General features: G+C 73.4%; 11 protein-coding genes. 1 reads left to right on the top strand and 10 read right to left on the bottom strand.

Annotation, left to right across the window (positions count from 1 at the left end; translation table 11 throughout):
- Positions 1–29 precede the first annotated feature (29 nt).
- The 3 genes from AC2CHG_RS07700 to AC2CHG_RS07690 are packed head-to-tail and all read right to left on the bottom strand — an operon-like array spanning position 30 to position 1,940.
- Positions 30–671 carry a DUF3618 domain-containing protein gene (locus AC2CHG_RS07700; RefSeq protein WP_262015127.1) on the bottom strand — a complete coding sequence of 214 codons (642 nt, stop codon included), beginning with the start codon at positions 669–671 and terminating at the stop codon, positions 30–32.
- Positions 668–1,120 carry a phage holin family protein gene (locus AC2CHG_RS07695; RefSeq protein ID WP_013288004.1) on the bottom strand — a complete coding sequence of 151 codons (453 nt, stop codon included), beginning with the start codon at positions 1,118–1,120 and terminating at the stop codon, positions 668–670. The genes AC2CHG_RS07700 and AC2CHG_RS07695 overlap by 4 nt, the downstream gene beginning before the upstream one ends.
- A gap of 31 nt (positions 1,121–1,151) precedes the next feature.
- Positions 1,152–1,940 (bottom strand): hypothetical protein, encoded by a 789-nt coding sequence (locus tag AC2CHG_RS07690; protein ID WP_355511797.1) that lies wholly within the window; start codon positions 1,938–1,940, stop codon positions 1,152–1,154.
- Between the two features lie 210 nt (positions 1,941–2,150).
- Between AC2CHG_RS07690 and AC2CHG_RS07685 the strand changes: the two genes are divergently transcribed.
- Positions 2,151–2,615, top strand: coding sequence for a DUF4383 domain-containing protein (locus AC2CHG_RS07685; RefSeq protein ID WP_262015209.1), 465 nt, complete (start codon positions 2,151–2,153; stop codon positions 2,613–2,615).
- 94 nt (positions 2,616–2,709) lie between these two features.
- Here the strand turns inward: AC2CHG_RS07685 and AC2CHG_RS07680 are convergent, their stop codons facing one another.
- The 7 genes from AC2CHG_RS07680 to mycP all read right to left on the bottom strand — a co-directional run bounded on the left by AC2CHG_RS07680 (position 2,710) and on the right by mycP (position 11,575).
- A complete protein-coding gene (locus tag AC2CHG_RS07680) occupies positions 2,710–3,159 on the bottom strand; it encodes a GNAT family N-acetyltransferase (RefSeq protein ID WP_463840982.1) in 450 nt (149 codons plus the stop codon).
- 59 nt (positions 3,160–3,218) lie between these two features.
- Positions 3,219–4,670 carry a GTPase ObgE gene (gene obgE / locus AC2CHG_RS07675; RefSeq protein ID WP_484524433.1) on the bottom strand — a complete coding sequence of 484 codons (1,452 nt, stop codon included), beginning with the start codon at positions 4,668–4,670 and terminating at the stop codon, positions 3,219–3,221.
- Between the two features lie 90 nt (positions 4,671–4,760).
- A complete protein-coding gene (rpmA, locus tag AC2CHG_RS07670; RefSeq protein WP_013288010.1) occupies positions 4,761–5,015 on the bottom strand; it encodes a 50S ribosomal protein L27 in 255 nt (84 codons plus the stop codon).
- Between the two features lie 11 nt (positions 5,016–5,026).
- Positions 5,027–5,341, bottom strand: coding sequence for a 50S ribosomal protein L21 (gene rplU / locus AC2CHG_RS07665; RefSeq protein WP_018787289.1), 315 nt, complete (start codon positions 5,339–5,341; stop codon positions 5,027–5,029).
- Between the two features lie 295 nt (positions 5,342–5,636).
- Positions 5,637–8,960, bottom strand: a complete 3,324-nt coding sequence (locus AC2CHG_RS07660) for an Rne/Rng family ribonuclease (protein WP_484524432.1) — start codon at positions 8,958–8,960, stop codon at positions 5,637–5,639.
- Between the two features lie 130 nt (positions 8,961–9,090).
- Positions 9,091–9,810, bottom strand: a complete 720-nt coding sequence (locus AC2CHG_RS07655; RefSeq protein ID WP_135241611.1) for a TIGR03936 family radical SAM-associated protein — start codon at positions 9,808–9,810, stop codon at positions 9,091–9,093.
- Between the two features lie 325 nt (positions 9,811–10,135).
- A complete protein-coding gene (gene mycP, locus AC2CHG_RS07650) occupies positions 10,136–11,575 on the bottom strand; it encodes a type VII secretion-associated serine protease mycosin (protein ID WP_484524431.1) in 1,440 nt (479 codons plus the stop codon).
- Positions 11,576–11,715: the final 140 nt, after the last annotated feature.

Raw genomic sequence — 11,715 nt, 5'->3', positions numbered from 1 at the left:
GGGCCCTTCCCAACCGAGAGCGCGGACCTTCAGGAGGACCGCACCTGCTCGGCGCTGTGCCGGACGTCCTGGGCGGCGGCGCGGCCGTCGTCCTTGACCGCGTACGCGGCGTCCTGCGCGGTGGCCTTCACCGACTCGGCGGCGTGCTGCGCCGGCTCGCGCAGCTCGTCCTTCAGCTCGGTGGCGACCTCACCCAGCTTCTCCTTGACGACGCCGCCGTGCTCGGCGGCCTTCTCCTTGACCTGCGCGGCGACCTGCTGCTCGCGGCGGGTGGCCGGGATCAGCGAGGAGACCAGCATGCCGACACCGAAGGCGATCACGCCGGCGGCGATCGGGTTGCCCTCGGACTTGCGCCGCACCACCTGCGGCGCCCGGTGCGCGGCGTCGCTCACCGTGGCGGCGGCGGACTGCGCCTTGTCGCCCACCGTGGACGCCATCGAGGAGGCGTGGTCGCCCACCGAGTGGGCGGCGTGGCCGGTGCCGTGGCCGAGATCCGATGCGGTTCCCATCACCTTGTCCTTCACGTTCGTCAGCGCGCTGCGTACGCGCTGCTTGCGGTCGTCGACGATGCGGCTCGGGCTGACCTTGTACGCCAGGGCGTCCACGTCCGAGCTGAGGTTGTTGCGGGTGGCTTCGATCTCGCGGCGGATCTGCTCGGGATCGGTGCTCATCGGATGACTCCCTCCGGGTGCGGCTTGAGCGCGTCGGGGATGCGCTGCACGCTGTCGTTCGTCTGCTTCAGGCCGCGGATCCGCTCGGCGTTCTTCTTGCCCATCGAGTACAGGACCGCCGCGACAGCGGCCCAGATGACGGCCACGATCAGCGCGGCCAGCCCGGAGTCCATGACGTTGTCGAGGAACTGCCAGATCGCGATCGAGACGAAGAGCGCCACCATGTAGCCGCCGAAGCCGGCGCCGCCGAACAGTCCGGCGGCCTTGCCCGCCTTCTTGCCCTCCTGGCGGATCTCCGCCTTTGCGAGCTCGACCTCCTGGCGCATCAGCGTGGACAGGTCAGTGGTGACCTGACGCATCAGGTCGCCGAGCGAGCTGCCGCGCACCTCGTCGGCATGGGGCGGGGCACCCGCCGCCTGATAGCCGGGGTCCTGCGTGGGTACGGTCACGCCGTCGCCTCCCTTCTGCCGATACGGCCGGTCACGGGCGGGGAGCGCCGGTCGACGGGACACCCGGCAGCGGGTCGGTGCGCTCCGGCGGCGGCAGCGGCTGACCGGTGCCACCCGCCGGGTCGGCCCAGGTGTTCGGGGCGCCGCCGGTCGGGTAGGTCGCGCCCGGCGCGGAGTAGCCCGGGTCCGGCTCGGCGTAGCTGCCCGGCGTCGGGTCGAGGTAGCCGCCCGGCGGCACCTGGTCCGGCACCTCACGCGCGGTCGGGATGACGGCGGTGCGGTCCGGGTCGTACGCCGGCCGCGCGCCGCTGTTGTCGTCGCCGAGCGCGGTGATGTTGCGGGTGAGCCGCCCGGCGACCACGCCGAGCAGCGCCGCGCCGACGAGGAACGTGCCCGGGTTGCGGCGGGCGTAGCTCTTCACCTCGTTGAGCAGGTCACCCGGCTCCCGCTGCTCCAGCCAGCCGGCCACGCCGTGCACGCGCTCGGCCGCCTGGTGGGCCAGCTCGGTGACCGGCCCGGAGCCGCCGCCCTGCTGCGCCATGGTGCGCATCTCGTCGGCGAGCGAGCGCAGTCCGCTGGCGGCGCGCTGCTGCTGCTGACCGGCCTGGGCGGCGACCTGGGTGCGGGTCTCGCCGTAGAGGTCGCGGGCCTGCCGCTTGGCCTCGCCGACCACCTCCCGGCCCTGCTCCTTGGCGGTCTGCGCGACGGCGCCGCCCGCGTTCGCGGCGTCGGAGCCGACCTGGCGGGCCTGGTCACGTACGCCGCCACCACCGTTCGTCGACTGGTACGTGGCCGAACTGGGGGAAAGATCCTGAGTCATGGTGTCCCTTCCGCTCGTGTGTTCCCAGCGGGGTGTCTTCGGGGGGTACGCGGATTTGTTTCCGCGTGACAATCGCCCTACCCCAGGTCGGCGGCTCCATGCCTGATTCGTGAATTCTCTGCGGGAGTGCCCTGCCCCGGTCAGACAATGGGGTGCCCGCCCGCCCGGGCGGCGGCGAGTTCCACGGGGGTGACAGGGATGGCACGTGACCTGCGCGAACACGCGCCCGCCCGGCCTGCGGTGCAGAAGGTCGCCCTCGCGGCGGCCGCCGTCTTCGCGCTCATCGGCGTGCTCGGTTTCATTCCCGGCATCACCACGCACTACGGCGAGCTGACGTTCGCCGGGCACCACTCCGAGGCGAAGCTGCTCGGGGTGTTCCAGGTGTCGGTGCTGCACAACCTGGTGCACCTGCTGTTCGGGCTGGTCGGGCTCGTGATGGCCCGGCGGCTGGCCGGGGCGCGGGTCTTCCTGGCCGGTGGCGGCGCGCTCTACCTGGTGCTGTGGCTGTACGGCTTCGCCATCGACCGCGACACCGCTGCCAACTTCGTGCCGGTGAACGACGCCGACAACTGGCTGCACCTGGTCCTCGGGTTCGGCATGCTCGCCGCCGGTCTGCTGCTCAACAACAACCTCGGCACCGGCACCCCGGTGGAGGCACCCTTCGACCGCCCTTGAGCAGGCGCGACACGCCGGTGCGGCGTTTGCCCCGGCCCGGCGCCGGGCCGGAGGACAACCTCGACCACGCCCGCCCCGAGCGTCAGGCCACCGGTCAGGCCGCCACCGGCAGCCGCTTGGCGAAGCAGACGCTGTACGGGTTGTCCACGTACTCGCCGTACACCGGAATCGGCTCGTAACCGCTTGATCGGTAGAGCGCGATCGCGGCCGGCAGGTAGGTGCCGGTCTCCAGGCACACCGTGCGGTGCCCGTGCCGGAACGCCAGTTCCTCCAGCGCCACCAGCATCTGCCGGGCGATGCCCCGCCCCCGGTACGCCGGACGCACGTACATCCGCTTCAGCTCGCCGGTGTCGGCGTCGAGTGCCTGGAGCCCACCGCAGCCGACGGCCCGGCCGCCCACCACGGCGGCCAGGTAGTGGATGTCGGTGTGCACGACTGTGACCTGCCCGTCCAGCCCGCCGTCCGCGTCGCGCAGTTCACGCTGCTGGGCGACGACGAGCGCGGCGATCTCCGGATCGGTGGCGGGACGGGACTCGATCAACATGCCCGTACGCTAGATCGGCCGGATTTCGCGCAGGTTTCCCGCCACCGACCCGGAAACGGCTACTCGGCGTCCGCTTCCGCCACCGGCGCGGCCTCGACCTCGTCCTCCGGCCGGACCCGGCGGGCCTTGCGGGCCGCCAGCCGGTCCGACGCCGACGGCCGGTTCGTCTTCTCCTCCAGCCGCACGTCGGTGCCCCGGTTACCGGGTACGAAGTCGACGCCGGCGTAGAGCGTCGGCTGCCAGTCGAACTCCCGGTCGCCGATGCGCACCAGGTCACCGGCCTGCGCGCCGGCCTTGGCGAGCTTCTCCTCGACGCCGAGGCGGGCCAGCCGGTCGGCCAGGTAACCCACCGCCTCGTCGTTGTCGAAGTTGGTCTGCTTGACCCAGCGCTCCGGCCGGCTGCCGCGCACCGTGTACGAGCCGTCCGGCTCGGCCTCGATGGTGAAGCCGGCGTCGTCGACCGCCTTCGGGCGGATCACGATCCGGGTCGGCTCGGCCGGCGGGGCGGCGCGGCGACCCTGCTCGACCAGCTCCGCCATCGCGTACGTCAGCTCGCGCAGACCCTCGCGGGTGGCGGTGGAGACGTCGAAGACGCGCAGGCCGCGCGCCTCCAGGTCGGGGCGGACGATGTCGGCGAGGTCCTTGCCGTCCGGCACGTCGACCTTGTTGAGCGCGACCAGCCGGGGCCGGTCGGCCAGGCCGCCGTACTGGGACAGCTCGGACTCGATGGCGTCGATGTCGGCGAGCGGGTCGCGGCCGGGCTCCAGCGTCGCGGTGTCGATCACGTGCACCAGCACGGCGCAGCGCTCGACGTGGCGGAGGAACTCCAGGCCCAGGCCCTTGCCGCTGGCCGCACCAGGGATCAGGCCCGGCACGTCGGCGACGGTGAAGGTGTGGTTGTCGACCCGGACCACGCCCAGGTTCGGCACCAGCGTGGTGAACGGGTAGTCGGCGATCTTCGGCTTGGCCGCGGAGATCACCGAGATCAGCGACGACTTGCCGGCCGAGGGGAAGCCGACCAGGCCCACGTCGGCGACGCTCTTGAGCTCCAGCACGACGTCGAGCCGGTCGCCGGGCTCACCCAGCTCGGCGAAGCCCGGCGCCTTGCGGCGGGCGTTCGCCAGCGAGGCGTTGCCGCGCCCGCCCCGGCCGCCCCGGGCCGCCTCGAACGTGGTGCCGACGCCGACCAGGTCGGCCAGCACCTCGCCGTCGAGGCTCTGCACGACGGTGCCGTTCGGCACCTTGATGAGCAGGTCGCGGCCGTTGGCGCCGTCCCGGTTCGAGCCGGCGCCGCCCTTGCCGTTCTCGGCCTTCAGGTGCGGCCGGAAGTGGAAGTCGAGCAGCGTGGTGACCTGCGCGTCGACCACCAGCGACACGCTGCCGCCGTGGCCGCCGTTGCCGCCGTCCGGCCCGCCGAACGGCTTGAACTTCTCCCGGTGGATCGAGACACAGCCGTGCCCGCCGTCGCCGGCCTGCATGTGCAGGACGACCCGGTCAACGAACGTCGTCACGACGCCAATCCTTCCAGCGGGGTCCGCCCCGCACGTGAAAAAGCGAAGCGGGCCGGGACTCGAGGTCCGCGGCCCGCAACGCTTTCAGAACTACTGCTGCGGCACGATGCTGACGGTCTTGCGACCGCGCTTTGTGCCGAACTGCACCGAACCGGCGGCCAGCGCGAACAGCGTGTCGTCGCCGCCACGGCCGACCAGGTCACCGGGGTGGAACTTGGTGCCACGCTGACGGATGAGGATCTCACCCGCGCTGACGACCTGACCACCGAAGCGCTTCACGCCGAGCCGCTGGGCCGCGGAGTCACGGCCGTTACGCGAGCTGGACGCACCCTTTTTGTGAGCCATTGGAGGACGACCTACTTCCCGCTGGAGATGCCGGTCACCTTGACCTGGGTCAGCGGCTGGCGGTGACCCTGGCGCTTGTGGTAGCCGGTCTTGTTCTTGAACTTGTGGATCCGGATCTTCGGGCCCTTGGTGTGCGCGGCGATCTCGCCGGACACCGCGACCTTCGCGAGCTTCGCCGCGTCGGTCACCAGGTCGTCACCGTCGACGAGGAGCACCGCGGTGAGCTTCACCGCGTCGCCGGGGGCACCGGCGAGCTTCTCGACCTCGATCACGTCGCCCTCGGCGACCTTGTACTGCTTGCCGCCGGTCTTGACGATCGCGTACATCGGAGGCGGACTCCCTGTCGTTGAGGCTACTGGCGTCTATTCCACCGCAGTCGGCTGTCACACCGTTCGCGGTCGTTCCCACGGCGTCTCGCCGGGAGCCGTGACACCGGCAGCGCGGGCACGCGGGAACTCGGCACACCAAAAGTGCGCCGCAGGCAAGGGTACGCCATACCCGGCCCGCCCCCCAAACCGGGCCCGCGGTCCGCGGCCTCCCGGCGGCCAGCGGACACGACAGAACCCCTGAATCCACCCATAGCGTGCGGATTCAGGGGTCCTGTTCGAGCAGGTCAGAGCCTCACGGCCGGGTACGCCGCCGGGCGCCACCACGGCGTGCCCGCCGGCGCGGGGCGCCGCTGTCGTCGTCGTTGTCGCCGTCACCGATCGCGTCCGGGTCGTCGGCGGCGGCCAGCCGGGCCGAGTCGCCCTCCTGGCTGTCCGCGACCGCCGGGGCGGCCGGCGTGTCCGTCTCGAACCGGGACAAGTCGTAGCCCTGGGTGTCGTAGTAGTCGTCGTCGGTCTCGACCACCTCGGCGACGGTCCGCTCCGGGGCGGCCGGTGCGGCAGGCGGCTCGACGGCCGGCGGCTGCACGGCGGCGGGCTCCGGCGCGGCCTCCACGGCGGGCTTCTCCGCGGCGGCCTTGCGGCCCCGGCGCCGGCCGCTCTTCTCCTCGACCGGTGCGGTGACAGCCGAGGCGACCGCCTTGACCTTCTCCCCCGCCCCGCCGCGCGGCTTCTCCGGCACCGGCTCGGTGTGGATGATCACGCCCCGGCCCTTGCAGCACTCGCAGGTCTCGCTGAACGCCTCCAGCAGGCCCGCGCCGATGCGCTTACGGGTCATCTGCACCAGGCCGAGCGAGGTGATCTCGGTGACCTGGTGCTTCGTACGGTCCCGGCCGAGGCACTCGGTGAGCCGGCGCAGCACCAGCTCCCGGTTCGACTCCAGGACCATGTCGATGAAGTCGATCACCACGATGCCGCCGAGGTCACGCAGCCGCAGCTGGCGCACGATCTCCTCGGCCGCCTCCAGGTTGTTGCGGGTGACCGTCTCCTCCAGGTTGCCCCCGGAGCCGGTGTACTTGCCGGTGTTGACGTCGACGACGGTCATCGCCTCGGTGCGGTCGATCACCAGCGAGCCGCCCGAGGGGAGGAAGACCTTCCGGTCCAGCCCCTTGAGGATCTGCTCGTCGATCCGGTACTCGGCGAACACGTCCGCCACCCCGGCGTGCCGGCGCAGCCGCGCCACCAGGTCCGGCGAGACGTGCGACAGGTACGACTCGACCAGGTCGTACGCCGGCTCGCCCTCGATGACCAGCTCGCGGAAGTCCTCGTTGAAGAGGTCCCGGACCACGCGGATGACCAGGTCCGGCTCCTCGTAGAGCAGCACCGGGGCGCCGCCCTCGGTCGCCTTGGCCTGGATGTCCTCCCACTGCGCCTGGAGCCGCTTGACGTCACGCGCCAGCTCGTCCTCGCTGGCGCCCTCGGCCGCGGTCCGGACGATCACCCCGGCGCCGTCCGGCACCAGCTTCTTCAGCACGTCCCGAAGCCGCTTGCGCTCGGTGTCGGGCAGCTTGCGGCTGATCCCGGAGGCGTTGCCGTTCGGCACGTAGACCAGGTGCCGGCCGGAGAGCGCGATGTGGCTGGTCAGCCGCGCGCCCTTGTGCCCGATCGGGTCCTTTGTCACCTGCACCAGCACCGAGTCGCCGGAGCGCAGCGCCTGCTCGATCGAGCGGGCCCGGCCCTCCAGGCCGGTGGCGTCCCAGTTGACCTCACCGGCGTACAGGACCGCGTTGCGCCCGCGCCCGATGTCGACGAAGGCCGCCTCCATGCTCGGGAGGACGTTCTGGACCTTGCCCAGGTAGACGTTGCCGGCCATGGTGCCGGACGAGTTCCGCGTGACGTAGTGCTCCACGAGCACGCCGTCCTCGAGCACGGCGATCTGGGTACGGTCACCGCGCTGGCGGACCACCATCACCCGGTCCACCGCCTCGCGGCGGGCCAGGAACTCCGACTCGCTCAGGATCGGCGGGCGGGTACGTCGCTGCTCGCGGCCGTCCCGCCGCCGCTGCCGCTTGGCCTCCAGCCGGGTCGAGCCGGAGACACCCTGCACCTCGTCGACCGGCTTGCGCGGCTCACGGATCTTGACGACGGTCGGCACACCGTCCTCGGCGGCGGTGTCCGCCTCCCCCGCTCCCCGGCGGCGACGACGGCGACGGCGACGGGTCATCCCCTCGCCCTCGGCCTCCTCGGCCTCCTCGTCCTCCGCGGACTCCTCGGCCTCGCCCTCGGCGGCCTCGGCCGCGACGGGCTCCTCGCCGTCCTCGTCGTCGGCCTCGTCCGCGCCGCCCTTGCCCCGGCCACGACCCCGGCGGCCCCGGCGACGGCGACGCCGGCCCGCGGCCGTCTCGTCGTCCTCGTCCCCCTCGACGGCCTCCTCGGCCTCGGCGGCGGACTCCTCCTCGGCGGCCTCCGGCTCGACCTCGGCCTCGACCGGCTCGACCTCACGGCGGCCGCGACGGCGGCGCCGGCCGGTCTCGACCGCTTCCTCGATCGGCTCCTCCGCCGCCGGGTACGTCACCTGGACGGCCGGCGCCTCGTCGGGCTGCGGCGCCATGAACAGGACGGTCGGCGCGGAGAGCGCGGCACGACGGCGGCGGCTGGTGGGCGGCGGCGTCTCGGCCGGCTCCTCGGCCACGCGCGGCACGGCGGCGCCCGTCGACACGACGCCCGTCGCGTCCGCCGGGCCGCCGCTGCGGGCCAGGTCGACCTCCTGGGTACGCGCGGCAGCGGCGCCCGCGTCCTCGACGGTCCCGCCGGTCTCGCTCTCGGCGTCCTCGTCCTCGACGTCCTCGACGGTGCTCTCGGCGGCGCCGGTGCTCGCCGTACCGGCGGCGGCCCTGCTCCCGCTGGTGGTCTTGTCGCCGGCGGCGGTGGTCTTGGCGGCGGCGCGCCGGCGGGTACGGGTCCGGCCGCCGGTCCCGGCGGTCTCTTCGGTGGCGGCCCCGCCCGGGGCGGCGGCTTCGCCGCCGTCGATGTCGGCGCGTCCCTCGGCGATCAGATCGCCACCGGGCGCGGACACCGGCCCGTCGATCACGCCGTCCGCGGGCGCCTGCCCCGCGGCGGCGGTCTCGTCCGGGGCGACGGTCTCGGCAGCCGGCGTGGCCTTGCGGCGACGGGTCCGGGTCACCTTGACCGGCGGCACGACCTCCTCCGAGGCGGCCTCCACCCCGGCTGCGGCCACCGGCTCCTCGACCGCCTTCGCCGGCGTCGCCTTACGACGCCGCCGGGTGGTCTTGGGCGCGGTGTCCAACTCACCGGCGATCGGTGCGAACACCTCGGCCTGCGGCGACTCGCCGCTGCCGGTCACCGTGCCGGACGCCTCGACCGGCGCGTCGGTCTGCTCCGGCTGGTTCAGCGGAGCGGCCTTGCGGCGGCTGGCCCGCTTACGGGCCGGCGGCTTGGTCTCGGCGACGCCCTCCACGGTGCCTTCCGTGGTGGCTCCCTCGGCGCCGGCCGGGGTCGCGCTCGCGGCGCTGCCGGAGGCGGTGGCGGCACTGTCGGCGGTCGTCCCGGTCGGCGTTGCGCCGGTCCGTTCGCCGCCCTCGGGCTCGTTCTCGAGCATGGACGTTCTCCAGTTCTGGCCGCCCCGGGCGCGGGTGAGCGCTGCCACGCAGGGTTGCCGCAAAGGTGTTTCCGCCGGGCGCGCAAACGCGCGACCGCCGAAGTCTGCCTGCCAGAGCGTTGACCGACGGTCAGCGCTCTCCGATGGTTGCCCCGTCGCGATCCGCTTCCAACGGATCGACGATCTCGCCCTGCGCGGTCAGCGTGCCCTGCGCCAGCCGAATCACCTTCGGGGTGACCGGCGGCTCCAGGGCGGCCACCGCGCGGAGGCCGGACAGGACGTCATCGGGCCGAACGGACGGGGTGACCTGCCGCACGACCAGTTCGAGTATCGCACACGGTACGGCCGCCGCCCCGGAAGGCGTCTCAGCCGGAGCCATCACATCGATTGACACCACTGCCGCTCGGGCGTCGAACGTACGCCGCCCCTGCTTGGTCATCCGCTCGACCTGGATCTCGTCGGCGGCGGTGAAGGCCGCCACCGCCTGCGCGAGCACCTTCGGGTCGACCTCGGGCAACTCGATGCGCCAGTACGACGCCTCGATCCGGTCGGCCAGGCTGCCACCGGTGGCCTCCACCGCGTCGAGCACGTCGAGTCCGGGTGAGAGGGCGCCGTCGAGGGCTTCGCGCAGCTTCGCCGGGTCGACCGGCTCACGGAGCCCGATCTCCAGGTACTCGGCCTCACTCGCCACACCCGTCGGGGCGGCCGAGGCGTAGGAGATCTTCGGGTGCGGGGTGAACCCCTGGGAGAAGGCGATCGGCACGCCGGCCCGGCGCAGCGCGCGCTCGAAGGCCCGGGCGAAGTCCCGGTGCGAGGTGAACCGCAGCGGCCCACGCTTGGCGTACCGGATACGGACCCGCTGGACGACGGGGGCCTGGCCGCCCTCGGGTTGAGGCTTTCTGGCGATCGTGAGCTCCTCGGCTGTGCCTGCGTATCGGTCTCATCCTGACGCAGCGCCCACCACGCCCCACACCCGGGGCCACCCCACCCACCCCAAACCCACCCAAACCCCGCCCTCGCCCACCCTGGCCCCCGCCCCACCCCGCGCTCGCCTCGCTGATCATGAAGTTAGCGGCGAAGTCTCCGAATGTGCCGCCAACTTCATGATCGTCGGGCCGAGGGCGTGCCGGGTGGGCGGGCGCGGGCGGTGCGGGGCGGGGCGGTAGGGGTGTGGGTCAGGAGCGGTTGTCGCCGGGTGGGGCGTAGGGGCTCTGGCCGGGTGGGGCGTGGTGGGCCTGGCCCTGCGGCGGATAGGCGCCCTCGCCCGGCGGGTACGCCCCCGGCTGCGGGTAGCCGCCCTGCTGGGGATAGCCGCCCTGCTGAGGGTGCGCGCCGGGCTGCGGGTAGCCGCCGGGTGCGCCGTAGCCGGGCGGCGAGGCGGCCGCATGACCGGCGGGCACCGGTGGACCCTGACCGTTCAGCCGGTCCAAGTCCTCGTCCGGGATCGCGCCGGCCCGGGCCAGTTCGCGCCGGTGACGGCGGCGGTTCCAGATCAGGAACGCCACGAGCGCCATCACCACCACGAGCGCCACGGCGATGCCGATGCCGATGACCATCACCTGCTGGTCGGTGGGGCCGCCCCGGTCGCCGTACTTCGTCACGTCGAAGTTGTCGTCCTCGGCGGCGGCCGGTGGCGCTGACGCGCTCGGCGCGGCAGCCCCGAGCAGCGGGTTCGCCGACACCCCCGGCACGTCGGCGGTGAGCGCCGCCACCGGGTCGATCCGGCCGAAGCCGAACCGGGGGTCGCGGCCGGGCGGGCCCGCGTCCCGGGCGGTGCGGATGATCCGGTTGATCACGTCGGGCGCGGACAGCTTCGGGTACTTCGACCGGATCAGCGCCGCGACGCCGGAGACGACGGCGGCGGCGTCGGAGGTGCCGTCCCCCCAGCCGTAGCCCCGGTCCGGTCCGATGTTGTAGACCTCGTCACCGGGCGCGGCGATCACCGCCTCCGGCCCCGAGGCCGATCCGGACCAGAAGCCCCCGCCCCGGACCGTGCCGGTCACCGCGATCACACCGGGGATCTTGGCGGGTGAGGTGACGTCCGGGCCGGCCTGCCGGGCGTTGCCTGCGGCGGCCACCACGACCACGTCGCGCTCCAGCGCGTACCGGATCGCGGCCTCCTCGACCTCCTCCACGGCTCCGGCACCGCCGTACGACAGGTTGAGCACCTTCGCCCCGCCGTCGACGGCCATCCGGATGCCCCGCGCGGAGTCGTCCGAGGTGAACGCGTCGCCGGCGGGCTTCCGGATGGGCAGGATCCGGGCGTCGGGCGCGATGCCCACCACCCCGGTCCCGTTGGCCGCGATGATCCCCGCCATGTGGGTGCCGTGACCGTCCGGGTCGCTCCGCCCGTCGCCGGAATCGCGGGTGCTTCCCCCGGCCAGCAACTGGCCCCGCATGTCGGGGTGCCCCGCGTCGACGCCGGTGTCCACCACGCCCACGACGACGCCCCGGCCGGTGGAGATCTGGTGCGCCCGGTCGATCCGCAGCTCGTCCAGATACCACTGCTCGGCGCGACGCGGAGCGGCGACCGCCGGCTGGGCGGCGCCCAGCAGCATCAGTCCGGCAAACAGACCGGCAGCCACCGGCCGGAGCGCGCCGACGTGCACCTTCATCCGTCCGTCCTCATCGCAGGATGCCCGGGGACGCACCGTCACCGGTGCCCCACGTCGCCCGGGCTCGGTGCCGCCCGCCGCACCTCGGCCGGCGCGGTCGCGTCCAGGTCCAGCGCCGGCAGCCATGCCGGTAGGGGCAG

It is taken from the genome of Micromonospora sp. ATLC20 (assembly GCF_057196585.1).
Note: the sequence above shows the minus strand (reverse complement) of the source record. Positions and strands in the feature narration are given on the sequence as shown.